The 24,158-nt window shown below is 69.1% G+C and carries 23 protein-coding genes, 1 tRNA gene and 1 riboswitch; of the genes, 11 read left to right on the top strand and 13 right to left on the bottom strand.

Features of this window, described 5'->3' with window-relative positions:
* Positions 1-33: 33 nt before the first annotated feature.
* The 6 genes from DDQ50_RS00245 (at position 34) to DDQ50_RS00220 (ending at position 8,137) form a co-directional block, all read left to right on the top strand.
* Entirely contained in the window at positions 34-1,272 is a 1,239-nt protein-coding gene (locus tag DDQ50_RS00245; RefSeq protein ID WP_116754746.1) for an MFS transporter, read from the top strand.
* 6 nt (positions 1,273-1,278) lie between these two features.
* Positions 1,279-2,250, top strand: coding sequence for an AAA family ATPase (locus DDQ50_RS00240; RefSeq protein ID WP_116754745.1), 972 nt, complete (start codon positions 1,279-1,281; stop codon positions 2,248-2,250).
* 2 nt (positions 2,251-2,252) lie between these two features.
* Positions 2,253-3,482, top strand: coding sequence for a DUF58 domain-containing protein (locus tag DDQ50_RS00235; RefSeq protein WP_116754744.1), 1,230 nt, complete (start codon positions 2,253-2,255; stop codon positions 3,480-3,482).
* Positions 3,475-5,730, top strand: coding sequence for a transglutaminase TgpA family protein (locus DDQ50_RS00230; protein WP_116754743.1), 2,256 nt, complete (start codon positions 3,475-3,477; stop codon positions 5,728-5,730). Before DDQ50_RS00235 ends, DDQ50_RS00230 begins: the two co-directional genes overlap by 8 nt.
* Positions 5,731-5,786: 56 nt before the next feature.
* A riboswitch (ZMP/ZTP riboswitch) is annotated at positions 5,787-5,894 on the top strand.
* Between the two features lie 27 nt (positions 5,895-5,921).
* Positions 5,922-7,259 (top strand): serine hydroxymethyltransferase, encoded by a 1,338-nt coding sequence (gene glyA / locus DDQ50_RS00225; protein ID WP_116754742.1) that lies wholly within the window; start codon positions 5,922-5,924, stop codon positions 7,257-7,259.
* On the top strand, positions 7,256-8,137 hold the full coding sequence (locus tag DDQ50_RS00220; RefSeq protein WP_116754741.1) for a bifunctional methylenetetrahydrofolate dehydrogenase/methenyltetrahydrofolate cyclohydrolase: 882 nt from the start codon (positions 7,256-7,258) through the stop codon (positions 8,135-8,137). The genes glyA and DDQ50_RS00220 overlap by 4 nt, the downstream gene beginning before the upstream one ends.
* Positions 8,138-8,173: 36 nt before the next feature.
* Here DDQ50_RS00220 and DDQ50_RS17425 read toward each other — a convergent pair whose 3' ends face one another.
* The 7 genes from DDQ50_RS17425 to DDQ50_RS00185 all read right to left on the bottom strand — a co-directional run bounded on the left by DDQ50_RS17425 (position 8,174) and on the right by DDQ50_RS00185 (position 15,124).
* Entirely contained in the window at positions 8,174-9,037 is an 864-nt protein-coding gene (locus DDQ50_RS17425; RefSeq protein WP_116754740.1) for a 5-oxoprolinase subunit C family protein, read from the bottom strand.
* Positions 9,034-9,645 carry a 5-oxoprolinase subunit B family protein gene (locus DDQ50_RS17420; RefSeq protein ID WP_116754739.1) on the bottom strand — a complete coding sequence of 204 codons (612 nt, stop codon included), beginning with the start codon at positions 9,643-9,645 and terminating at the stop codon, positions 9,034-9,036. The genes DDQ50_RS17425 and DDQ50_RS17420 overlap by 4 nt, the downstream gene beginning before the upstream one ends.
* Positions 9,642-10,379 (bottom strand): 5-oxoprolinase subunit PxpA, encoded by a 738-nt coding sequence (locus tag DDQ50_RS00205; protein ID WP_116754738.1) that lies wholly within the window; start codon positions 10,377-10,379, stop codon positions 9,642-9,644. The genes DDQ50_RS17420 and DDQ50_RS00205 overlap by 4 nt, the downstream gene beginning before the upstream one ends.
* A gap of 75 nt (positions 10,380-10,454) precedes the next feature.
* Positions 10,455-11,615, bottom strand: coding sequence for a galactokinase (galK, locus tag DDQ50_RS00200; protein WP_116754737.1), 1,161 nt, complete (start codon positions 11,613-11,615; stop codon positions 10,455-10,457).
* On the bottom strand, positions 11,612-12,724 hold the full coding sequence (gene galT, locus DDQ50_RS00195; protein ID WP_116754736.1) for a galactose-1-phosphate uridylyltransferase: 1,113 nt from the start codon (positions 12,722-12,724) through the stop codon (positions 11,612-11,614). The genes galK and galT overlap by 4 nt, the downstream gene beginning before the upstream one ends.
* A 110-nt stretch (positions 12,725-12,834) precedes the next feature.
* The gene (locus DDQ50_RS00190) at positions 12,835-14,136 is read right to left on the bottom strand and encodes a hypothetical protein (protein WP_116754735.1); all 1,302 of its coding nucleotides are present in this window, start codon (positions 14,134-14,136) and stop codon (positions 12,835-12,837) included.
* 91 nt (positions 14,137-14,227) lie between these two features.
* The gene (locus tag DDQ50_RS00185; protein WP_116754734.1) at positions 14,228-15,124 is read right to left on the bottom strand and encodes a hypothetical protein; all 897 of its coding nucleotides are present in this window, start codon (positions 15,122-15,124) and stop codon (positions 14,228-14,230) included.
* Between the two features lie 259 nt (positions 15,125-15,383).
* Between DDQ50_RS00185 and DDQ50_RS00180 the strand changes: the two genes are divergently transcribed.
* A complete protein-coding gene (locus DDQ50_RS00180) occupies positions 15,384-16,304 on the top strand; it encodes an aldose 1-epimerase family protein (RefSeq protein WP_116754733.1) in 921 nt (306 codons plus the stop codon).
* Between the two features lie 6 nt (positions 16,305-16,310).
* On the opposite strand, the gene DDQ50_RS00175 is transcribed toward DDQ50_RS00180, so the two are convergent.
* The 3 genes from DDQ50_RS00175 to DDQ50_RS00165 all read right to left on the bottom strand — a co-directional run bounded on the left by DDQ50_RS00175 (position 16,311) and on the right by DDQ50_RS00165 (position 18,620).
* Positions 16,311-17,384: a spore photoproduct lyase family protein gene (locus DDQ50_RS00175; protein WP_240614183.1), complete on the bottom strand. Its 1,074-nt coding sequence runs from the start codon at positions 17,382-17,384 to the stop codon at positions 16,311-16,313.
* A 62-nt stretch (positions 17,385-17,446) separates the two neighbouring features.
* Positions 17,447-18,205 (bottom strand): hypothetical protein, encoded by a 759-nt coding sequence (locus DDQ50_RS00170; RefSeq protein ID WP_116754731.1) that lies wholly within the window; start codon positions 18,203-18,205, stop codon positions 17,447-17,449.
* A 109-nt stretch (positions 18,206-18,314) separates the two neighbouring features.
* Entirely contained in the window at positions 18,315-18,620 is a 306-nt protein-coding gene (locus DDQ50_RS00165) for a hypothetical protein (RefSeq protein ID WP_116754730.1), read from the bottom strand.
* Positions 18,621-18,808: 188 nt separating this feature from the next.
* Here DDQ50_RS00165 and DDQ50_RS00160 point away from each other — a divergent pair.
* Positions 18,809-18,881 (top strand) — tRNA-Lys (locus DDQ50_RS00160).
* An 82-nt stretch (positions 18,882-18,963) separates the two neighbouring features.
* Here the strand turns inward: DDQ50_RS00160 and DDQ50_RS00155 are convergent.
* The gene (locus DDQ50_RS00155) at positions 18,964-19,215 is read right to left on the bottom strand and encodes a DUF3263 domain-containing protein (RefSeq protein WP_165829628.1); all 252 of its coding nucleotides are present in this window, start codon (positions 19,213-19,215) and stop codon (positions 18,964-18,966) included.
* 212 nt (positions 19,216-19,427) lie between these two features.
* Here DDQ50_RS00155 and DDQ50_RS00150 point away from each other — a divergent pair, with 212 nt between their 5' ends.
* Entirely contained in the window at positions 19,428-19,847 is a 420-nt protein-coding gene (locus tag DDQ50_RS00150; RefSeq protein WP_116754728.1) for a hypothetical protein, read from the top strand.
* Between the two features lie 650 nt (positions 19,848-20,497).
* Here DDQ50_RS00150 and DDQ50_RS00145 read toward each other — a convergent pair.
* On the bottom strand, positions 20,498-20,839 hold the full coding sequence (locus tag DDQ50_RS00145) for a hypothetical protein (RefSeq protein ID WP_116754727.1): 342 nt from the start codon (positions 20,837-20,839) through the stop codon (positions 20,498-20,500).
* Between the two features lie 447 nt (positions 20,840-21,286).
* On the opposite strand from DDQ50_RS00145, the gene DDQ50_RS00140 reads away from it, so the two are divergent.
* Positions 21,287-22,021: a hypothetical protein gene (locus tag DDQ50_RS00140; protein ID WP_116754726.1), complete on the top strand. Its 735-nt coding sequence runs from the start codon at positions 21,287-21,289 to the stop codon at positions 22,019-22,021.
* A gap of 192 nt (positions 22,022-22,213) precedes the next feature.
* Here DDQ50_RS00140 and DDQ50_RS00135 read toward each other — a convergent pair whose 3' ends face one another.
* Positions 22,214-22,642, bottom strand: a complete 429-nt coding sequence (locus DDQ50_RS00135; protein WP_133245867.1) for a hypothetical protein — start codon at positions 22,640-22,642, stop codon at positions 22,214-22,216.
* 415 nt (positions 22,643-23,057) lie between these two features.
* On the opposite strand from DDQ50_RS00135, the gene DDQ50_RS00130 reads away from it, so the two are divergent.
* Positions 23,058-23,837, top strand: a complete 780-nt coding sequence (locus DDQ50_RS00130) for a M15 family metallopeptidase (RefSeq protein WP_165829627.1) — start codon at positions 23,058-23,060, stop codon at positions 23,835-23,837.
* Positions 23,838-24,158: the final 321 nt, after the last annotated feature.

The following is a 24,158-nucleotide window of genomic DNA, read 5'->3' as shown; positions in this document are numbered from 1 at the left end:
CAAGCGTAGCGGCACCGTAAAATAGGGAACCTCATGCAGATCCCCTCCACTCCGGCCCGTTTCCCCACGCTCGGATTGGCGGTACTCGCAGCGGCGATCTTCGTCTCCATCACCGGTGAGTTCCTCCCCACCGGCCTGCTGCCCGACATGGCCCGAGACCTGCGCGTCTCCGAGGCGCAGGTCGGGCTGCTCATCACGGTCTTCGCCGGCACCGTCGTCATCGCGACGGCCCCGCTTGCGGCCCTCACCCGCAAGTACCCGCGGCACACCCTCGTCATCGCGGTCCTCTGCCTCAACGCCCTGGCCACCCTCGGCTCGGCGCTCGCGCCCAGCTACGAGTTCCTCGTCGCCGCGCGCGTTGTGGCGGGCGTCGCCCACGGCCTCTTCTGGGCCTGCGTGGGCGCCTACCCGGCCCACCTCGTCGAGCCCCGCAAGCTCGGCAAGGCCATGGCCATCACCGGCGCGGGCGGATCGGCGGCCTTCGTGCTCGGTGTGCCGCTCGCGACGGCGCTCGGCCACGCGGTCGGCTGGCGGATCGCGTTCCTCATCATCGCCGCCATCATGGTGGTCTGCGCCGCCCTCGTCTGGAAGCTCCTGCCCACGGTCGCGCACGGTGTTCCGCTCTCCACGGGCGAGATCGCCCTGCCCCTTCGCCGCGACTCGACGGTTCCGACCGTGCTCGCCTTCTGCGTGGTGATCATCGTCATCATCGCCGGCCAGAACCTCTTCTACACCTACATTGCGCCCTACATCATCGGTCCGCTCGGCTTCGACGCCTCGGCGGTCGGTCCGCTCCTCTTCCTCTACGGCGGGGCCGGCATCATCGGCCTGCTGCTGGCGGGCATGGCGGCGAGCCGGTTCCCCGTCCTCGCCATCGTCGTCACCGGGGCCGGTTCCGCCGTCGCCCTCATCGGGCTCGCCGTGTTCGCCGGGGTGCCGTGGGCGGTCATCGCGCTCCTCATCTTCTGGGGCATCCTGCAGGGCTTCGTCGCCCCGCTGTACCAGACGCACATGATGCAGATCGCGTCGCTGCGTGTACGCGACAACGCCTCGGCGTGGATGACGACCGCGTTCAACGTCGGCATCGGCGGCGGGGCGCTCGTCGGAGCTCTCATCCTGGGGTCGTTGGGCCTCGAGACGCTGCCCTGGATCGGGGCCGTCACGATGCTCGTCGGGGTCGTCATCGCGGTCGTGATGGAGGCCACGCGACGTCCAGCTAAGGGGTCACGAGCGTCGGCTAGTGTGAACGCCACCCAATCGACGTCGATATGAGGACCTATGGCACCCGACCCTCAACTGGTCTCGGATCTCCCTCAGACCGCCTCCAATGTTCTGGCGGCGATCACCACAGTCATTGACGGAAAGCCCGAAGCGGCGGCGATGGCGCTCACCGTCATGATCGCCGAGGGGCACCTCCTCATCGAGGACGTGCCCGGCGTCGGCAAGACCATGCTGGCCAAGGCGCTGGCCCGGTCGACCGGCGGATCGGTCAGCCGCATCCAGTTCACCCCCGACCTGCTGCCCTCCGACGTGACCGGTGTCTCGGTCTACGACCAGGGGTCGCGGCAGTTCGAGTTCAAGCCCGGCGCCGTGTTCGCGAACCTCGTCATCGGCGACGAGATCAACCGCGCATCGCCCAAGACGCAGTCGGCGCTGCTCGAGAGCATGGAGGAGCGCCAGGTGTCCGTGGATGGGCGCACCTGGGCGCTGCCCACCCCGTTCATGGTCATCGCGACGCAGAATCCGATCGAGATGGACGGCACCTACGCGCTCCCCGAGGCGCAGCGCGACCGGTTCATGGCCACCATCTCCATGGGGTATCCCGACGAACGCGCCGAGCTGGCCATGCTCCGCAGTCGGGAGCAGTCCAGCCCCATCGACAGCGTCCAGCCCGTCGTCGACGCGGAGGGCATCAAAGCGCTGATCCAGGCCGCGCGCGGAGTCTTCCTCTCCTCAGCCGTCGAGCGGTACCTGCTCGCGATCATCCGGGCGACGCGCAGTCACCCGTCTCTCCGTCTCGGCGCGAGCCCGCGGTCGACCCTCCAGCTCGCCAGAGCGGCGCGCGCCCGTGCACTCATCGACGGCCGCGACTTCGTCCTGCCCGACGACGTCGCAGCCCTCGCCGTGCCGGTGCTCGCGCACCGCATCCTCCCGACGCGCGAGTCGCTCGGACGGGGCCTCGGAGAGTCGCAGACGTCTGCCGAGATCATCACGGGGGTCCTCGACTCGATCCCGGTGCCGCGGGACTGATCGTGCCGTCCAGTCAGTCCCGGCTCAAGCTCGCGGGCCAGCGGCTCACCTTCCGTGGCTGGTCGCTGCTGGCCGGATCGGCGACGGTCGTCGTCGTCGCCTACTCCACCGGGTGGCGCGCACTCCTCTACATCGGGGCGACCCTGCTGGTGCTCGTCCTGCTCTCGGTCGTCTGGGCGCGGTCGCGCTCGGGTCGGCTCATCGTCGAACGGCGGATCTCTCCCGACCTCGTCGCAGCCGCGAGCACGGCGACCGTCACGCTGAGCGTGCGCAACCCGACCTGGATGCCGCGCGCGGCGGGCCTCTGGCGCGACGACATGCCCGACGAGCTCGGTCAGCATTCATGGCGTCCGCTGCCGCCGATCCCCGCCGGTGTCACCCAGGAGGCGCGGGTCGGACTGTCGTACACGATCGAGGCCCAGAGGCGCGGTCGCTTCACGGTCGGTCCTTTCGCGATCCAGGGCTCCGACCCGTTCGGGCTGAGCGTTCACGAGCGCACCAGCGGATCGGTCGACGAGCTGCTCGTCCTGCCTCGGATCTTCGCGCTCGGGGGCACGAGCGCCTCACCGATCGCGGCCTCGGATGCCGCCGTCCGCTCGACCATGATGGGCCGCGGACAGGATGACGTGATCGCTCGCGAGTACCGTGCGGGCGATGCGCTCCGGCACGTCCACTGGCGGGCGAGCGCGCACCGCGGCGAGCTCATGGTGCGCCAGGAGCAGCGCCACGACGACGCGCGAGCGATCGTGCTGCTCGACAACCGGCGGGAGCACTGGGCCACCGTGGCCGCGTTCGAGTGGGCGGTGAGCTTCGCGGCGTCGATCATCGCGCACCTGTCCACCGAGGGCACGGGGGCGACCCTGGTGCTCACGGCCCCGGAGAGCACCAACGCCTACGACCGGGCGACCCCTCGCGAGTCTCTCATCGAACTCGCGACCGTCGCTCGTCGCACCGCGGAACCGGGCGCCGACTACCTCGACGTGATCGCCGGACTCCAGGGCGAGGGTCCTGCTCCGGTGTTCGCGATCATGGGGCGCATGTTCGCGCCCGAGTGGCGTGAGCTCGCCCTGCACCGCGCGCCGCACAGCGCCGCGGCCGCGATCATCGTCGACGGGGGAGAGGCGCCCGAGGTGCTCTGGAACGCCGGCTGGCGCGCGGTCCCGGTTCTCGACGAATCCGTCGACATGGCCGAGGTGTGGCGCTCCGCATCGATGGGGTCGGCCCGTGTCTGAGCGTTCCGCCACCGTGCCGAAGCCCCGCCGCGCCCGCCGCCCGCAGGGGTCCGGGCTCGCGGTCAGCGCCGCAGCCCTCCTCACCGTCCTCGCGGCATCGGCGAGCTTCGGCACTCTCGTCGAGGGCAGCGGATGGTGGTGGAAGGCGGCGATCGTCTCGACCGTCGCCGTCGCGGCGGCCGCGGCTGTCCGCCTTCGCTGGCGGGCCTGGCCGATCCCGACGCTCGCCGCCCTGGTGGCCGCCGTCGTGATGCTGCTCGCCCTGTTCGCTCAGCAGACGCTCGCCCTCGGCATCATCCCCACCGCCGACACGGTCGAGCAGGTCCGGTATCTCATCCTCTCGGCGGTCGAGCACATCAGGGTCGAGTCGATCCCCGCCGCCGAGGCCTCCGGGCTCGACTTCATCCTCGCCGGCGGCATCACCGCCGTGGCGATCGTCGTCGAGTCGCTCGCCGTGTCCGCGCGCGCGCCGGTCCTCGCCGCTCTCTGGCCCCTGGCGCTCGCGGTCGCACCCGGCCGAGCCGTGTCGTCCGAGTCCGAGCTGGGAATCATCACGCTGACGCTGGTCTTCGTCCTCGCGATGATCTGGCTCGACCGTCGCCGCGATGCGCCTCGGACGCCGCTCGTCGCCGCCGTCATCGTCGCCGTTCTCGCCATCTTCGGCGGTCTCATCGGCCAGACGACGGCGCCCGCCGTGAGCGACGCATCCGCGTCGACCGGCGGGCTCCTCCCCGTCTTCGCCTCGGGAGGCGATCCGCTCGTCCGGTTGGGCGACCACCTGCGACGAGGGCTCGACGTCCCGGCCCTCAGCTATACGACGACCAGCGACCAGCCCGTGTATCTGCGAGTCGTGACGATCGACGACCTCACGGGGGAGGACTGGGAGGCCACCCCTCTCGACGAGAGCCCGCAGGGTGCGCGCACGGTGGATGAGTTCCCCGCGGTGCCCGGCCTCGCAGGCGATGTGACCCGGGCCGAGGTCTCAACCGTGGTCGAAGACGCTTTCGCGGAGCGTCGGTGGCTGCCGATCCCGTACCCGGCGACGAGCGTCGAGATCGAGTCGCCCGGCCAATGGGCGTGGGACCCCGAGTCGTTGACCGCGGGCGTTCGCCGCGACGGGCAGTACGCGGGCGTCTACACCGTGAACTCGCTCCAGATCGAGCCGACGGCGGAACAGCTGCGCTCCGCGCCATCCAGTGATTCCGTCGCCTTCCAGCGCTACCTCGAACTGCCGGACGACATCCCGGCGATCATCGGCGAGACGACCGCCGAGATCACCGCGGACGAGGTGAACGGGTACGACCAGGCGATCGCGATCCAGAACTACCTGCGCGGCTCCGACTTCCGCTACGACGAGTCGACCCCCGAGCAGGCCGACGGTGACGGCGACAGCTTCGACGTCATCGGTGCGTTCCTCGATCAGAAGCGCGGCTACTGCGTGCACTTCGCATCCACGATGACGGTGATGGCGCGGCAGCTCGGCATTCCGGCCCGCATCGCCGTCGGCTACCAGCCGGGGGAGCGGCAGATCCTCGACCCCACGTCCTACGACGTGACCTCGCACGATCTGCACGCCTGGCCCGAGCTCTACTTCGAAGGCGTCGGATGGACCCGGTTCGAGCCGACGCCCGGCCGCGGAAGCGTGCCCGATTACACCACGGCGGCCGCCGCGGCCGCTCAGCCGACCGAGGAGACCGCACCCGAACCGACCCCGACGACGTCGGCGGCCGCCCGCGAGGAGAACGTCGGCGGCCCCACCGACACGTCGGCCACGACAGGCTTCACCGGGCTGTCCTGGTGGCTGCTCCTCCCCGTCGGCGTGCTCGCCCTCGTCCTCGCCCCCGCCATCACCCGCATCATGCGACGCCGTGCCCGCTTCGCTCGTTCGGCCACGGTGTCGGCGGCCTGGGACGAACTGCACGACAGCGCGGAGGATCTCGGACTCGCGAGACCGAGCATGTCGCCGCGCGAACTGGCCGCCGCGATCGAGGCATCGGTCGAGCTCGACCCGGGCGACGCCGCCGCGCTGATCCGCTGGCGCGGGCTCACCGAGCGCGACCGGTTCGGGCAGTCGCGCGATATCCCGATCGACCTGCCGCGCGGTGAGATCCGCGATCTGCTCCGGGCGATGCGTCGCAGTCGCCCCGTGCGCTTCCGTGTCCTCGCCTGGCTGCTGCCCCGTTCACTGGCGACATCGTGGAGAACGGGACCGGGCGCCCGGTTCGCCGCGGTCGACGCCGCGCGCTGAAAGTCGGCTCGCGTTCATCTCGGCCGCTGGTCGGTTCTCCCGACGGTTTGCTAGGCTGACGTCGTCGCGACTGGCGTGGCGGAGGCTTCCGAGACCTCCCCAGTAGGTGGATCACCACCGGGGAACGACTGACACCGACGGGGCCGTACGCCTGGGCTTCGTGGATACCACTGTCAGTGAGGAGTGCCCCTATGTCCGATTCATCCGTTCCCTCCCAGTTCCTCGAGTCGCTCGCCGTCGTCGATCCTGAGATCGCCGATGTGCTCGCGAAGGAACTCGGCCGTCAGCAGTCGACCCTTGAGATGATCGCGAGCGAGAACTTCGTTCCCCGCGCCATCCTCGAAGCGCAGGGCTCCGTGCTCACCAACAAGTACGCGGAGGGGTACCCCGGTCGCCGTTACTACGGCGGCTGCGAGTTCGTCGACATCGCCGAGGAGCTGGCGATCAGCCGCGCCAAGAGCCTCTTCGGCGCCGACTTCGCCAACGTGCAGCCCCACTCCGGCGCGCAGGCCAACGCCGCCGTGCTCGCCGCCATCGCGCAGCCCGGCGACACCATCCTCGGGCTCGAACTGGCCCACGGCGGTCACCTCACCCACGGCATGAAGCTCAACTTCTCGGGCCGCCTCTACAACGCGGTCGCCTACGGGGTCGACCCCGAGACCTTCCGCATCGACATGGACGTCGTCCGGGCCAAGGCTCTCGAGCACCGGCCGCGGGTGATCATCGCCGGTTGGTCGGCCTACTCGCGACAGCTGGACTTCGCCGCGTTCCGTGCGATCGCCGATGAGGTCGGCGCCATCCTCTGGGTCGACATGGCCCACTTCGCCGGGCTCGTCGCCGCCGGGCTGCACCCGTCGCCTGTGCCGTACGCGCACGTCGTGTCGAGCACCGTGCACAAGACCATCGGCGGACCCCGCTCGGGCTTCATCCTGAGCAACGACGAGTCGCTGTTCAAGAAGCTCAACTCGGCGGTCTTCCCCGGTCAGCAGGGCGGCCCCCTCATGCACGTGATCGCCGCCAAGGCGACCGCCTTCAAGCTCGCGGCCGAGCCCGAGTTCGTCGACCGTCAAGAGCGCACCGTCCGCGGTGCGCAGATCCTCGCGTCGCGACTCACCTCGCCCGACGCCCGTGCTGCCGGCATCGACGTGCTGACCGGCGGCACCGATGTGCACCTCGTGCTCACCGACCTCCGCGACTCCGAGATCGACGGCAAGCAGGCCGAAGACCTCCTCCACGAGGCCGGCATCACCGTCAACCGCAACTCCGTGCCCTTCGACCCGCGCCCGCCGATGGTCACCTCGGGTGTCCGCATCGGCACGCCGGCACTCGCGACCCGCGGCTTCGACGATGCCGAGTTCACCGAGGTGTCCGACGTGATCGCCGACGTGCTCACCCCCGGCGCCGACCTCGGCTCCGCCCGCGAGCGGGTTCGCGCACTCGCCGAGCGCTTCCCGCTGTACGCCGGTCTCGGCCCGAGCGGTCAGCCGCTCGAGCACGCCTCGCTCGCCTCGTCGATCGCGGGCGCATGACAGCCGTCCGGCTCGACGGCACGGCGACCGCTGCGGCGATCAAGTCCGAGCTGCGCGACCGCGTCGACGTGCTCCGCTCGCGCGGAGTCGTCCCGGGTCTCGGCACCCTGCTCGTGGGCGACGACCCCGCCTCGCGCGCGTACGTGGCGGGCAAGCACCGCGACTGCGCGGAGGTCGGGGTCGAGTCGATCCGGTACGACCTGCCCGAGACGGCGACGGCGGCCGAGGTGTTCGACGCGATCAGGGCGCTCAACGCCGACCCGGCGGTGACGGGCTACATCGTGCAGCTGCCCCTCCCCGCCGGCATCGACGAGCACGCGGCGCTCGAGCTCATCGACCCCGCCAAGGACGCCGACGGGCTGCACCCCACGAACCTGGGCCGACTCGTTCTCGGGGTCGACGGTCCGCTGAACTCGCCGCTGCCGTGCACGCCCGCCGGCATCATCGAGCTGCTGCACCGGCATGGCTACGAGCTGCCCGGGAAGCACGTGACAGTCGTCGGCCGCGGGCTGACCGTCGGTCGTCCGATGGGGCTGCTGCTCACGCGCAAGGGCGTCGACGCCACCGTCACGCTCACGCATTCGCGCACGCCCGACCTCGCGGCCGAGGTCCGTCGCGCCGACGTGGTCATCGCCGCCGTCGGCGTCCCGCATCTCGTGCAGCCCGACTGGATCAAGCCGGGCGCCGCCGTGCTCGATGTCGGGGTGACCCGGGTCATCGACCACGAGACGGGCAAGGCGAAGCTGACGGGCGACATCGCGCCCGGTGTCGAGGAAGTGGCGGGCTGGCTGTCCCCGAACCCGGGAGGAGTCGGCCCGATGACCCGGGCGCTGCTCGTCCAGAACGTCGTCGAGTCAGCGGAGCGCGCGCTCCGCTGACGAGCCCGGCCGCCGAGCGCAGCGACGCGATGGCGGTCACTCGTAGTGGAGTCTCACCCGCTGTCCGGGGCGCAGCTGCGCGAGGGCGTCGAGGTCGCGGCCGATGACGACCGCGATCACCGGATACCCGCCCGTCACCGGAGCATCGACCCCGAGCACGGTCGGGGCGCCGTCGGACGAGACCTGGATGGCCCCGGGCACGGTGCCCTCGCTCGGCAGCTCCCGTTCGATCACGCGACCGAGTGCAGGACCTTCGAGGCGCAGGCCCGTCCGGTCGGACCGCGGCGAGACGGTCCACTCGTCGCTCACGAGTGCGGCGCGGGCCGCGGAGCCGAACCAGTCGGCTCGCGGGCCCGGCCGGACAGCGAGAGAGATCGTCCCGTCGCCGGGCGGATCCACCGGCACGACGTCGACGCCGGGGATGGGAGAGGGAGGCTCGGAGCCGACCGGCACGACATCGCCGGCCGTGAGAGGCGCAGGGCCGATGGCGGCGAGGGTGTCACGGGACCGGGACCCCAGCACGACCGGCACCTCGACTCCGCCGCGGATCGCCACGAGGTAGCGCAGACCGCGGTCGGCCATCCCGAACCGCACGGACTCGCCCGCGGAGATCCGGGTGGCCGTATGCGGCTCGACGCTCCGCCCGCCCGCAATGACGGTGCCCCAGGCGCCGGTGACGGCGATCCATGCGGGGAAGTCGAAGACGAGCTGCGCGCCACCGATGAGCAGCTCGAGGCCGGCGGCCGCCTCCGGGTTGCCGACGAGGCGGTTGGCGAGAGCGAGCGCGCGCCGGTCGGACGCTCCGGAGGCGCCGACGCCGAGATGCTCGAGGCCGGCGCGGCCGAGATCCTCGATGAGCAGCAGGGCGCCCGGCTCGATGACGGTCAGTGACGTGGTCACGGGATCGCCTCGAACCGGACCCGTGCGCCCGGGATGAGCAGCGCGGGCGGCGTGCGGTCGACGTCCCACAGGTCGGCGTCGGTGCGACCGAGGATCCGCCAGCCGCCCGGCGACTCCCGTGGGTAGACGCCGGCGAATCCCGCTGCGACGGCGACGGAGCCGGCGGGCACCCGCGGGCGGGATGTCGCGAGCCGAGGGACCTCGTGCGCCCAGTCCGCCGCGCTGAGATAGCCGAAGCCGGGGGAGAAGCCGACGAAACCGCACCGCCAGTCGGCTGCCGAGTGCGCGGCGATCAGTCCGGCGACGCTCATCCCCAGAAGATCGGCGGTGTCCGACAGGTCGGGTCCGTCGTAGTGGACGGGGATGACGACCAGTGCTCCCGGATCGTCCTCGCTCTCGATCGGCTCGGTCTCCCTGACCCACCGCTCCGCGTTGCCGAGCGTGAGGGCGGTGGGTTCGACGCGGACGAGCACCGTGCGGGCGGCGGGCACGAGCGCGACGACGCCCGGGGGTCGCGTCGCCTCGAGGGCGCGATAGGCGGCGATCGTCTCCTCGGCGTCGCCGTATTCCGCGAGCAGTGCGCGGTCGCCGTAGGGGAGCACCCTCATGAGAACGCCGCAAGCAGAACCCCGGAGCCCGTCAACGCCGCCCGCACCGCCCGGGCGATCGCGACCGCGTCGTCGGTGTCGCCGTGCAGGCAGACGGAGTCGACCTCGAGGGGGACGATCGATCCGTCGGTCGCGACGACGCTCCGCGACTCCGCCATGCGCAGGACGCGTTCGGCGACGCGAGCGGGATCGGTGATGACGGCGCCGGCGACAGTTCGCGGTGCGAGTGTTCCGTCGGGCAGGTAGGCGCGATCGCCGAACGCCTCGCGGAAGAACCCGGAACCCGCCGCAGCGGCAGCCCGCTCGAGCGCGGAGCCCGACATGCCCAACAAGGGCAGGCCGGACACCCGAGCGACCTCGGCGACAGCCCGGGCCTGCAGGTCGTCGTGAACGATGCGGTTGTAGAGCGCGCCGTGCGGCTTGAGGTAGGCCAGTCGGGCGCCGGAGTCGGCGGCGATGCGGGTCAGCGCGTCGACCTGTTCAGCCAGGTCGTCGACGAGGGCAGCGAAGGGCGGCGACATCTCACGCCGTCCGAAGCCTTCGCGGTCGCGGTACGACGGATGAGCGCCGATCGCGACCTCGTTGGCCAGGGCGAGTGCGACGGATCGCGTCATCGTCGCCGCGTCACCCGCGTGGAATCCGCAGGCGATGTTCGCGCTCGTCACGAGGGGGAAGAGGGCGTCGTCGTCGCCCACCTCCTCGCCGAGGTCGCAATTCAGGTCGAGGACCGCCACAGCGTCAGCCTAACGAGCCCGATCCACCGCTTCGGGCGGTGCTCGGTCCGAGATGCAGACGCGGCGACCTCGGGCTCAGTCCTCGCGACGGGCGCCCTGGGAGGGGGCGACCGTGAACACCGTGGGGGCCCCGAAACCGGCGGAACCGAACTCGAATCGCACGGCGGCGGCGACGTCGTTGATCCGGTCGACGGGGGTGAGGGCGATGGCTGCACCGCCGAAGCCTCCGCCGGTCATCCGTGCGCCGAGCGCGCCCGCCGCGAGGGCCGCCTCGACCGCGAGGTCGAGTTCGGGGACCGAGATCTCGAAGTCGTCGCGCATCGACGCGTGCGACGCGGTGAGCAGCGGCCCGATAGCGGTGGGACCGTGCTCCCGGAGGGTGCGCACGGTGTCGAGCACCCGCTGATCCTCCGTGACGATGTGCCGGACCCGGCGGAACGTCTCGTCGTCGAGGATGCGGCGCGCGTCCTCGAGATCGGCGATGGAGACATCGCGCAGGGCCTCGACTCCGAGGGCGCGTGCACCTGCCTCGCAGGACGCGCGTCGCGCCGCGTAGCCGCCGGTCGCGTGAGCGTGCGCGACGCCGGTGTCGATCACGACGAGAGCGAGGTCGGCGGGTCCGAAGCCGAGCGGGATGACCTCCGCGTCGAGGGAGCGGCAGTCGAGGAAGACGCCGGCGTCCGCCTCGCCGAGCATCGAGGCCGACTGATCCATGATCCCCGTCGGGGCGCCGACGGCGACGTTCTCGGCGAGCTGGCCCACGCGGGAGAGGGTCCGGCGGTTCAGCCCCGTCTCCCACAGGTCGTCGAGTGCCAGGGCGACCGCGCTCTCGATCGCGGCGGAGGAGGACAGCCCGGCGCCGATCGGCACATCGGAGTCGAGGTACAGGTCGAATCCCGGACGGTCGGGCTGGAGCTCCGCGAACCGGCCGAGCGCCCACGCCACCCCGAGCGGATAGGCCGACCAGCCGTGCACCGCGTCGGGGTCGAGCGACGCCAGCGGGATCTCGACGATCTCGTCCGAGAGCGACGACGCCACACGGGCGATGCCGTCGCGTCGTGCGCGCAGGGCGGCGAAGGTGCGGCGATCGATCGCGAACGGGAAGACGAAGCCCTCGTTGTAGTCGGTGTGCTCGCCGATGAGGTTGACACGACCGGGGGCGGACCAGAGGGAGAGGGCGGTGTGCCCGAACCGGTCGGCGAATCCCGCGAGGGTCGTGGAGCGCAGGTCTGTCATACCCGTTCGAGCGCCTCTCTGATCATGTCGGCAGCGGTCTCCGGGGCGATGTCGCCGATCCAGGCGCCCATGGCCGCCTCGGATCCGGCGAGGTACTTGAGCTTGCTCTCCGCTCGTCTCGGCGAGGTGATCTGCAGCATGAGGCGCACCTCGTCGCGATGCGAATTGACCGGCGCCTGGTGCCAGGCCGCGATGTACGGCGTCGGGGTCGGGTAGAGCGCATCGATCCCGCGCAGCAGGCGGAGGTACAGGCGCGACAGCTCATCCCGTTCCGCCGTCGTCGTCTCGGCGAAGTCGGGTACGTGCCGGTGCGGGAGCATGTGCACCTCGACCGGCCAGCGAGCGGCGAACGGAACGAACGCGGTCCAGTGCTCGCCCTGCAGCAGCACCCGTCCGGAGGCGAGCTCGTTGTCGAGGATCCGCGCGAACAGGTCGGGCCCTACCTCGTCGATCGACGCGAGCAGCCGGGTGGTGCGCGGTGTGATGTAGGGGTAGGCGTAGATCTGCCCGTGCGGATGGTGGAGGGTGACCCCGATGTCCTGCCCGCGATTCTCGAACGGGAACACCTGCTCGATGCCCGGCATCCGGGTGAGCTCGTCGGTGCGGTGCGCCCACGCTTCGATGACGGTGCGGGCGCGCGACTCGCTGAGCGATCCGAACGATCCCTCGTGCTCGGGGGAGAAGCAGACGACCTCGCAGCGCCCGACCGACGTGCGGGTGCGGTCGAATCCAATGCGCCCGAGATCTGCAAGACCCTCAGGTGCGGCGGCGTCGACGAGCAGTGGGCCGAACGACGGAGAGCGGTTCTCGAAGACGGCCACGTCGTAGAGGCTCGGGATCTCGGAGGGGTTCGTCGGTGTCTGCGGCGACAACGGGTCGGCCTCGGCGGGAGGCAGGAAGGCACGGTTCTGTCGCGACGCCGCGACGGAGATCCAGTCGCCGGTGAGGACGTCCTGCCGCATCGACGCGGTCGGCGGTCGCTCGGGCAGATCACGCAGATCGAGCGCGCGCTCCGGCCCGAGGGTGGTGTCGGCGTCGTCGTAGTAGATGAGTTCGCGTCCGTCGGCCAGCGCGCTGCGCCGCGCGGTGATCCCAGAGGTGAGTTCCATTGCCGCCAACACTATCGAGAGGGCCCCCGCCGCGGCCCGCCGAGGGGCAGGCGGATGCCCTCCCCGCACGGCATGTGCGGGGAGGGCTCCTTCTTTCGAAGCGTCGGGTGCTACCGCTTCGAAACCGTGCGCCGCTTCGCAGCGACGAAGGCGCCGCCGAGGAACAGCAGCATCAGCGCCGCGATCGACAGGCCGGCGACGTCCGCGCCGGTCGAGGCGAGCGAGGCTCCGGCGGGACGCGTGCCGAGCGAGGCCAGAGCCGTGCCCGATCCGGTCGTCGTCGGCGTCGTCACTCCGGTTCCCGGCGTGGTACCCGGCGTGGTGCCCGGGTCCGTTCCCGGCTCCTCACCGGGCTCCTCGCCCGGGGTCACCGGCGTTCCCGGGTCGGTCGTCTCGCTGTCGCCGGTGAGGCTGACCGCGATGTCGCCGATCGTGACGGGGAGGGTGACGATCGGAGCGATCTGCGTTCCTCCCAGGGTGGAGTCGTCACCATTGGTGACGGCCCCGGTTCCGGTGCCGGTGTTGCCGGTGGTGCCGGTCGTTCCCGTTCCGGTGGTGCTGCTGTCGCCGGTCAGGCTGACGGCGAGGTCGCCGATGGAAACGGGAGCGGTGACGACGGGCGTGACCTGCGTGCCTCCGAGGGTGGAGTCGTCACCGTCGGTGACGGCCCCGGTTCCGGTGCCGGTGCTGCCGGTCGTGGCGGGGGTTCCCGTCCCACCGGTGCTGCTGTCACCCGTCAGGCTGATCGCGAGACCGCCCACCGAGATCGGCGCGGTGATCGCCGGTACGAGCTGCGTACCGCCCAGCGTGGAGTCCTCACCGCCGGTCGACGCGTTGCCGCCCGCCGGAGACGAAGCGGCCGGAGCGGTCGAGGTTCCGCCGCTGGTCGCATCGCCGAACGGGGCGAGCGCGACGCCCGACACCGAGATGGGAGCGAACACGTCGCCCGCGACCTGGCTTCCGCCGCCGATCGAGTCGTCCCCGGTAGTCACCGGCGCCGTAGCGGGTGCCGGTGCGGTCGGGATCGAGGCGGGATCGGACGACCCTCCGGTGCTGCTGTCACCGAAGACCGACACCGCGGTGTTCTCGACAGTGACGGGCAGCGCGACGGCGGGTGCCACCTGCGTCCCTCCGGCGACCGAATAGGAGCCGTCGGTCGTTGCCGGCTGAGCGGTGTCGACGGGAGCGGTGGGTGCCTGCTCGGCGGGAGCAGCGGTGCTGCTGTCGCCGAAGAGGCTGACCGCGAGGCCGTCGACCGAGACCGGTGCGGTGATGCCGGGCACCACCTGGCTTCCGCCGAGCACCGAGTCGTCCCCGGTGGTCTCGGCCGCGTTGGCGGCGGTTGCGCCGAGGAGCGTGAGGCCCCCGGCGAAGAGCACTCCGTAGAGCACCCGTGAGGTGATTCTGGACATGACTGTCTCCTTGAGATGAATGAGTGGATTGGTGCGCACGTCGTGCGCGGATGACCGTGTCTGCCCCGGCAAAGCGGGCAGAGGGTCTCACTCAGTCAGGAGAGGTGTCGGTGTCGTAGGTTGCCGAGACGAGCGCCCAGGCGCTGTCGGCGAAGCCGGTGACCGCCGAGGCGGAAGCAGAGGTGTAGCGATCCCCCAGGGTGGCCGCGGGAGCCGCGAACCCGGAGCCGGAGCTCGACGGGTTCGTGGTGCCGTCCGTGGGCACGTCGAGCGGCCCGCGGGGGCCTCCCGGCGCCGGGGCGGGGACCGCCGGAGAAGCAGGCAGAGCCGCTTCGACGGCCACGAGCGCTGCGCTCGCCGCCGGAGCGGTGAACGGGGTCCGGGTCGGGAGAGCGGCGACATCCGTGTTCGGAACGCCCGCCGATGCAGCGAGGAGAGAGATCCCGACGACGGGTCCGTGGCTGCCGACGATCGGCGTGACGGTCGACGGAAGGTCGACATCCAGCAGGCCGTCGACGACGCCCCCCGCGTCGCCGACGGCCTCCCCAGTCGCCCCGAGCGCGGAATCGATCGTCGACGCGACCGGGGCGAGGATTGTTGTCACCGGCGCGGTGCCGGTGGCGTCGACGACCGGCTGGCCGACGACGGGAAGAGGAGCGACGACGTCGACGACGACCGTGTCGACGGTCTCGGCGACCGGCGTGACGACGGAGGACGCGAGGTCGGAGTCGACCGTGCTGCCGACGGCGGTGAGAGCCTCGTCGACGACTCCGCCGACCGAGTCGAGCGCTCCGTCGACACCGTCGAGCAGCCCGTCAGTGGAGGACAGCAGGCCCGCCGGGGCGGTCGCGCCCGTGGGTTCGGCAGCGTGCGCGGCGGGGGAGTCGAGGAGTGCCGAGGCGGCGAACCAGGTCGCGGCGAGTCCGGCGCCCAGGAGAACGGCGCGCAGCACGGATGAGAACTCGCGCGCTTCGCTGCGATCACTCATCCGGCTCACCTCCCCCGGTGATTTCCGAGCGCCCCCCGGCGCTGTCCGAAGAAAGTACGTCCGTCTCCGAGAGGTGTCAACCCAACGGGGTACAAACATCCGAAATCCGGAGTCGAAATGGCCCTTTTCCGGCGATTTCATCAGGTAATCCGCAGGTTCGGTGGTTCAACCGAGCGGTATGCGGGGGGTACGTTCCGGGCGATTCTGTGCGGTTCTCTGCGCGGTTCGTCGCGGGTGCGGGGCGGTTTAGGCTGGCGCCATGCTTGCCACGGGAGATCAGTACCTCATCCAGCGAGACGGCGCCCTCGGGCGCGTCGAGGCCGTCATCGCGCAGCTCGCCGCCGGGATCCGTTCGCTGTCCGTCGGCGGCGTCGATCTCGTCCAGAGGTACCCCGACGCCGGCATCGCGCCGTCCGCGGCGGGGATCGTGCTGGTCCCGTGGCCGAACCGCATCGCGGGTGCGACGTGGACACTGGAGGGGGAACGACAGGCCCTCGACGTCACCGAGCCGTCGACCGGGAATGCGTCGCACGGGCTGCTCCGCAACACCGGGTACAGCGTCACCGATCGTTCCGATCACGCGATCACCCTGTCGGCGACGGTTTTCCCGCAGCATGGCTATCCGTTCCTGCTCAACACGTCCGTCCGTTACGAGCTCGACGACGAAGGTCTCGTGGTGACGCACGGCATCGTCAACGCGGGGGAGGGCAGGGCTCCCGTCGCCATCGGGTCGCACCCGTATCTCCGCGCCGGCGCGACGCCCGTCGATGACCTCACGCTGACCATCGCCGCCGAGACCCGGTTCCACGTCGATGAGAGGAACATCCCCACGCACACCGGCCCGGTCGCGGGAACCGAGATGGATCTGAGCGGGGGGCGTCGTGTCGGCGATCTGTCGCTCGACGTCGCCTATACGGGCATCGACCCGATCGAGGGGGCGTTCCGTCACCGCCTCTCGGCACCCGATGGCGTCGTGACCGAGTTGTGGGCCGGCGAGGACTTCGCCTACGTGCAGGCGTTCACGAAGGCCGACTTCACGGGCCCGGACGGCACCGAGCTCGCGGTTGCGGTCGAGCCGATGACCGCACCGGCGAACGCCTTCAACACGGGTGAGGGTCTCCAGTGGCTCGAGCCGGGCGATGAATGGATCACCAGCTGGGGCATCCGGCGCCTGTCCTGATGGTGCTCAGAAGGCGTAGCGGATCGTGCATTCCGGAAGCAGGCGAGCAACGAGGCCGCGGAAGGATTCGACCGCCCCAGCTTTGAGGTCTCGTCGATACCTCACATTCAGGGCGCCGTTCTGCGACAGCTTCGGCTCTTGCAGATCGGGGCGCCAGAGCAGTTGCTCGGCCTTGGGGTGCCAGCCCTGATTGACCTCGTGCAGTTGCTCGTTGTGGGTGAGGAAGATGACCTCGGCCGCGAGTTGGGCTTTCGCGCGGACATGGAGGCCGTCGGCCAGTTGCGTGAGCAACTCGCCCCACGCGGTGAGCCAGTCCGGAGTGAGGATGATGGGCGAGAAGTTGACGTGCACCTCGTACCCCGCATCGACGAAGTCGTTGATCGCCGCGATGCGGTCCGCGATCGGGGAGGTGCGGATGTCGGTGACCTTCGCGATGGCCTGGGGCATGAGCGAGAAGCGGATGCGGGTGCGTCCGAGCGGGTCCCAGTCGAGGAGGTCGCGGTTGACGTATTTCGTGGCGAATGAGGCCTTTGCCGTGGGCGACATGCGGAACAGGTCGCAGAGGTCTCGGACATTGTCCGAGACGAGTGCGTCGGCGGAGCAGTCGCTGTTCTCCCCGATGTCGTAGACCCACGCCTCGGGGTCGCACTGGTTGGGTTCGTGTTTCGGCCCCAGCTTGTGGATGTGCCGGGCGAGGTGAGCGGTGATCTGCTCGATGTTGGCGAAGACCGTGATCGGATTGCTGTAGCCCTTGCGTCGGGGAACGTAGCAGTACGCGCAGGCCATCGCGCATCCGTTGGCGGTCGATGGGGCGATGAAGTCGGCGGAGCGGCCGTTGAGCCTCGTGGTCAGCGACTTCTTGACGCCGAGCACGAGAGCTTCGGTCTTGATGCGGACCCACCGGGAGACGTTCGTCTCATCGCCGTGGACTTCCGGGATCAGCCAGTGCGAGGCGACGGGCACGATCTCGGCTTCCGGCCAGCGGGCAACGATGTCCTGGCCGCGAGGCAGCGCGAGTGCGGCCTCCTCGGCATAGATGCGTCGGATCTGCAGCAACGGGGTGCTTCGAGGTGCCGGCACCGATTCTTTCTACCCGCGACCGCCGACATCGGCGGCGGGCGCACTGCTGGTGGAGCTGAGTTTCAGCTGTCCCGTCGCGACAGGACCCGTCCGAAGAGGAACGCGAACCCGAGGCTTCCCGCGCTGACGCCGGCCAGGCCGACGATGACGATGCCGATCGTCTGGGCTGCCCGGAAGGAGTCGCTGAAGGCTCCGGGACCGATCAGTCCGCCGCCGCCGGTTTCGGGCTCGACGGCGGGATCGGCTTGGGCAGTGGTCGCCGGGATCCTCGCGGAGTCGGCCGCAGGTGCGGCGGTCACCTTCGCGGGTGTCGGGTTCGCGAACGATTCGGTCTGCTGCGCGGCCGGCCTCGGGGTCACGGGGCTCGGGACCGCGGCGGGAGCAGCAGCGGGCGTCGCGACCGTTTCGCTCGGGGTCGGTGCCGCGGCTGCCGGTGCCGCCGGCGATGGCTCGGTTGAGGGGGTCTGTGCGGGAGCGGTGGCGCAGTCGGCCTGCGAGTAGGTCCAACTGATCGAGTCGCCGGTGTCGGAAAGACGACCGCCGGCGGTGTCGATCGCGGTGTCGAAGGTGCTGCCTTCGTCGAGTACGTAGCTCAGCCCTGAGGAGTCGGTCTGCCAATGGCCCTCGGCGCCGGCAGCGAGCCAGGAGCTGTCGTCGGGTCCGTGCTCGCAGAACCCGGCGGACGTCGGCACATCGGGCAGTGCCGACACCGTGCCGGCCGCGTGAGCGGGGCTCGTGGCGAAGAGTGCCAGGGCGAACGCGATCGCCGCTCCTGTCAGGGTGGATTTCAGGATCGGTGGACGTGCGAGCAGACGCTGCATTGCGGCGCTCTTTTCGGGTAGAGAGTGTGCGGGTTCGGGTGAGCACGACACTAGCCCAGACGGTAGGGCCGTGGCACATCGAGCCCGGGCCCTCCCGGTGCGCTGTCAGTCAGCCGAGCAGAGAGGCGATGAGGGCGACGGAGAGGGGGAGGAAGACGGCGATGGCGCCGAAGACAATTCCGGTGACAGCGCGCGCCATCCTGCCGCGGGTGCGCGCACGGACCGCGCCGACGACTCCGAAGCCGATGGCCATGACGCCCGACAGGATCGTGATCGGGTAGGCGATGACCCCGATGCTCTGGACAGCGGCGTCGGGTGCGAGCGCGAGAAGGGTCAGAGCGATCGCGAGGGTTCCCAGCACGAGAGCCGCGGTCGCGAACCCATTGCCTTGCGGTGCGACGACGCCATTGCTCATCTCCCCACTCTTCCAGACCGGAGCCGCATCGGAGGTCGAGTAGCGCGCAGCCTTCGCGCTTCGCCCTTCAGGACCGACCGGACTCCCGGAGGCCGAGTAGCGCGCGGCGCGTACCGAGACCGGCCGGCCGCAGCCTCACCCGACTCAGCGCCCGAACCCTGGACGCGTTCGCGCTAATCTTGTGCCGCGGGCCTCTAGCTCAGTTGGCAGAGCAGCGGACTTTTAATCCGCGGGTCGTCGGTTCGAGCCCGACGGGGCCCACCGATAAACGCCCAGGTCAGCGGCTGGTTAAGTGCGGCCGCACTCTGGTCTCAGGTGGGCGCGTGGGGCAGACGTGGGGCAATCAGGCGACGCGGCGCATGCGGGATCGCTCCTCGCGGCGGTGCTCGGCGCTCTCCTCGAGGCGGAGGATCCGAAAAGCGAGCTGCGGGTACTCCGCGACGACGTCGGGTCTGCGGACGAGCGAGTGGACGCGTTGATAGAACCGCGCGGAGCCGATGCCGAAGCGGGTTCGGATGGCGGCCTCTTTCGCTCCGCGGTGCTGGGGGTGGGTGTCTTGGAACGTGAGCAATGACAGCTCTTCGGGGGGGAGCATGTCCTCCATTGTGTGGACATCCACCGACGCTCGAGTGTGGCTGATGGACGGCGAAATTAGGTTGTCACTCTCCCCGGGTGTTCGCGTTCGTGGGTAGACGGGGGGCACGATGGCCCCCGGGTTCGGGTAGCGCCAAGGGCCACTCTTCAACTCAGATCGGGACAGGTTCGTGACCTGCTCAACTCGCGCAAGCCGGCGGCTAACATGACCTCATGGACGAGCTTCTCCCGACCCTCGTCACCATCGCCGCGGCGGTAGTCGGATACTTCCTCCGCTACGGCCAGGAGAAGTTCAGGGCCTACCGGGCGCGTCAGGCATACGCGTTCGTGCTCTTCCCCGGCGTCGGCGAGGACTGGTTGCTTCGAGCCCTCCACAAGGGGCGCTACGAGGTGAAGCATTTGAGCGCGTGGGACGCCCGCGGCCGCAGCAAGCCCATCTCCCCGTTTCTCATCAACACCGAGATGCTGCCTCAGTCCGCCGGCTACGCGGTGGGCGTCTCGCTAGACCCAGGCGACACGTTCGAAGTGCACTGGGTCGAGGGGCGGGATGGGGAGAAGTCGTATTCCACCTTCATCCGTATCTGGGAAGGTGAACGTGAATACCGGTTGCGCCGCGAGAACACCGGCCACTGATGCCTGCCAGACAGCAGCCGACCCGCCGTCTCGTCGCACGCCCTACTTTTCGCCACAGACCCGGGGGAGTTTGACCCATGAGACACGAACCGACCAGCGGCTACGAAGACGCCACCCTCAACTACCGCGTCACGTGGAGACCCGTCGACGGCAGCGGAGAAACTCGCGAACGGATCTTCACCAACAGAGACCACGGCTGGGACTTCTACCAAGATCTACAGCGGTCACCGGATGCTTCTGCTCCCACATGGGAGCACATCCCCGCGTGAACGTCACCTCGGTGGACAACCGCCGACGCGCCGCGTCCTACACTCACCGCATGAACAGCAAGCACATGACACCCCGCAACTCTCGAGCGAACTAGGGATCCCCCAGAAGGTCATCCGCGACTACCTCAGCGAGAAGTACGGGCGACTGAACCGCTCCGTCACGCCATGGTGGCACCTAACGCAGGAGCAAGCCGAGACCGTCCGCGATCGCTTCCGATCAGCCCAGTCAACGATGACGACTGGGCGGCGCGGGTTGGCTCAACAGCCCCCAGTGCCTCATCCCGCTCGAGGTCGACGGGACGCCCGAAGCGCCGCCCTGACCTGCCCGGAGTGCGGGATGGTGCGCCTGCCTGCGTGAATCGCTACTGCTCCCCAGGGCCTTCACTCAGACCGTGCTGCTGCAGCCTTGGCCTGTTCCTGATCCTCAATCGTCCGCGCACGGGCGTCGGCCATCAACGAGCGGACATTCTCCGTCGAGGCAACCCCGATCACGGCTAGGTGGGTCGCCAGGAATCTGCGGAACTGGCGTAGCTCCTCGTCGCTGAGCGGTCCAAGCTCGAGGTCCAATCGCATTCCGAGGACGGCCGCATTCTCGGTGCGCCGCTTGATGTCGCGCCGGGCTTTCGCCCTAGTCGTGACTCCGTTGACGACGTAACTGATTCCCCCGACGAGCAGGAGGACTGCGAAGACAGGCAGGAGATTCGATGTCGTATCTGGGGTCACATCACCGATTCAGGCGGTAGGGGACGTTACCCGATTCCCAAAGCGGGGCACGGGTCACCGTCTCGAGAGGATGACAGGACGCCCGACGCGACCGACGGGGCCTATACGGGAGCGACCTCACGCGAGCCAAGATCGCCGCGGCCGTTCTCCGACCCCGCCCTCTCACCCTCACCGAGAGCCAAGTCGGCGGCCCCATCCGTGATGGTGAGGCACCGATTCCGTCGTCGTATGGGTGCCGTTCCCGACTCGGTCCGTCGAGCTCGACGCGTACGCGATCGCCTGGACCGAGCGCGCGGCGGAGGTCAAGTTCCAGCTCGACGGCGCCGACCACGAAGTCTGGACGTAGGCATCGTCGGTGCAGCGAAGCTGACATTCAGGCGCTGGCGGTGAAACTCGATGTACTTTCGGACTCCATCGACCAGGCACGCCGTTCCGGAAGGTCACCCCATGCTTAGCGTCGAGTCACCCCTGACACGCTTACCCAGTGATCTCCCCGCGCGTGAGGCGATGTTCTATGACGGGGTGCGATTCGCGATCGAGATGCTGAATATCTCCTACCACCGGTTGGTCAGCGGCCTCGACCTGCTGTCTGTCCGGGGATTTGCGGAAGGGCTCGTACCAGGAGTGATGCTCGACGCCTGGGCGATAGTTGATTCGGCCGATCGGCTTCGGAAGCTCCTCTCTCAGGCCCCTAATGGGGTGCAAAGAAGCACCCCCGGTGTTCGGGACCTACGTGCTGCTCTCGAGCCGTGCCACTCTCTTCGAAACGACATTCAGCACCTCGAAGGGACCGTGATCGGTCACGCAGCTAACGCCACCCCCACCTGGGGCGGCCTTAGCTGGCTGCGTCTCGTTGCTGAAGATGGCTCCCTCGTTCAAGGCTTCTCGTTGATTCCCGGAGGCATTCGCCGACTGCGGGGCGCCGGGAAGATGCCTGTCCCGATGGGGCGGTCTTTCGGTCATCAGCTCGACCACGTGACGTTAACCGCCTATGGGACGACGGCGAGCTTGTCGGACGTCTTCCGTGCGGTGGAGGTTTTCGTAGACCCGCTCGAGAGGACGCTCGCGGAAGCCTGGATCGGTAAACCAGTCGGGGGGTCAGATCTCCTCGCGACGATCGAGTTTGAGTTGGAAGTTGACCCCGAAAGCACCGGCGCCGGCGAGGGGCAGGGAGATGGATAAAACACTGCCTTGTGCCTTGTGCCTTGTGCCTTGTGCCTTGTGCCTTGTGCCTTGTGCCTCGCGCCTCAGAACGATACGCCGCGCTGCCCACTGACCCACAGAGATGAGCAGCCCCTCCCGCGAAGCGATAGGCCGCGTAGGAGGGGCCGCTCGAGTCGTGCCCTGGTCGTGCAGGGACGACCCTGTGTTGCTTTAGCGAGTGACGCAGGTGCCGTATGGAATCCCCTGCGCGAGTGCGGCTCTTGCCTTGCCGAGTTTCTTGAGAACGGCGCCGGCGGCGGCGCTGAGGGCGGGGTGAATGTCGTTGCAGACGAAGTTGTTCTTGTTGCCGTCGACCCAATCAGATGGAAGGTCGAGCGCCCAGTCCTCAGCGCTTCCTCCGCACCCGACGTGAACGGCGTAGCGGCCGCCCCGGTCCAGGTTGAACTTGTACTTCGCTGAGGTGAGCCCGCCAACAACGATCGGCGTTTTCCACTCCGCGAAGCCGGAGGTGCTGCTCTCTGCTTCGATCCAAACACCGACGGGCATCGAGTTGAGGCACTTCGCAGTTCCGGAGATTGCTACGGGTGCCGCGGCAACCGCTGGAACGGCGGGGGCGAATATGAAAAGAGCCACAAGCATCGCGATGATGCTCGTGGCTCTTATGGGTGAGACCGACCTAGAACGCGATGACGCGGAGCGGTCAGGTCGAGATCCGGTCTCATGTATGGGTATGTAATGTTTCACGGGTTTCTCCTTGGGTGAGGAACGTCTATTGGACGCTGGGGTCGATACTGTGGACCATCTCGCCGCCGCACACAAGACCCCAGTTTTTGGCCTCGACCATCCGCAGAGCACCGGGCGCCCGCACCTGGGTCGGCGCGTGATGAGGCGTCGGTTTTCGGTGGGCAGCGGGACCACGTCTGGTCGGCTCTCCCAAGCTGATGCGGTGCGCCCGGCTCGTCACAACTGTACGAGGGAGCGTCTGCCTGCGTCCCCCATTGGTCCTCCGAAGAGCCGACTGATCGAAAATCTCACCCTAAGACAGTCTGTGAATGTGACCGATACGGACAGTGAAACCACACCTGACCAAGGCTGGTCCCGCCGACAAGTGCTTGCCGCTTCGGCCGCAGCGTTCATCGCAGCGACGATAGCAGCGGTCGCGGGACCTGCTCCCAAAGCCATCGCCTCCACCAATGGGCAGGTCCCGGCGAACCAGCTGACGATGGTGCCGGGAAGTAGTGGCTCAGTGCCGCTGGACATTAACACCGCGGCAGCCTGGTTGGCGATGGTCGCGGCGTGTGCCTCCTCGACCGGAGTCACCATGGTGGTGACCTCGCCAGACGGTGGCTACCGCGATCTCGCCATGCAACAAAACCTCATCGATAATCCAGAGGGTCCCGTCGGCATCGCTCCGCTAGGCCAATCGAGCCACGGGTGGGGAACCGCGGTCGACATCTGGAACAGGCAGTATCCCTGGCTGGTCGCGAACGCGAGCACCTACGGCTTCACGCAGACCTTCTCTAACGAGCCGTGGCATTGGCAGTACAACGGCGATGCCTACACACCACCCACAACACCGCAAGGAGTAACCACAATGGTCGTTGCATTCAAGGTCATTTTTGATCAGCCTGGTCACGCAAAGCACGGCACCCGCGCCATTGTCACCCCGTCCGAGATCGGCACCGCCCGGTTCTTCCGGGAGCTTGGGGCCGACACCCCCACCCAGACGATGGCTGACAAGTACATCACCGCGGCCAACGGCGGAAACGCTCTGCAGGACTTCCACCTGTCCGGACAGGAGTACCTCATCATGCAGGGGATGTCGTCGAGCTAGTCCTGAGAATCGCCCTCAGTGACGAGGAGCCCCGGCTCCTACCAAAGTAGGAGCCGGGGCTCTCGTTAGGACCTCAGTGGGGTTTACCTAGAGGGTTGGGTTGCCCCGGTCCAGGGGTTGAAGGCGGCTTCGGTGGCGGGGTTTGTTGTCCCATCGTTGCTCCTCTCGCGGAAGCCGTACGACCGTCGAACGGCCCTCCCATGACCCGGAGAGCCTCCCTTGACCCGGGGAGAAGGACGCCTGCACCTCGCCCGAGTACGAAGCCACTCCGGAATAGGTCGAGAACGAGTCCTATCGCCCTCCGGTAGCGAACATCGCCTC

It is taken from the genome of Amnibacterium flavum, assembly GCF_003097495.1.
Lineage (GTDB): Bacteria > Actinomycetota > Actinomycetes > Actinomycetales > Microbacteriaceae > Naasia > Naasia flava.
The sequence above is the reverse complement of the archived record's forward strand: the minus strand, read 5'-3'. Positions and strand labels throughout refer to the sequence as shown.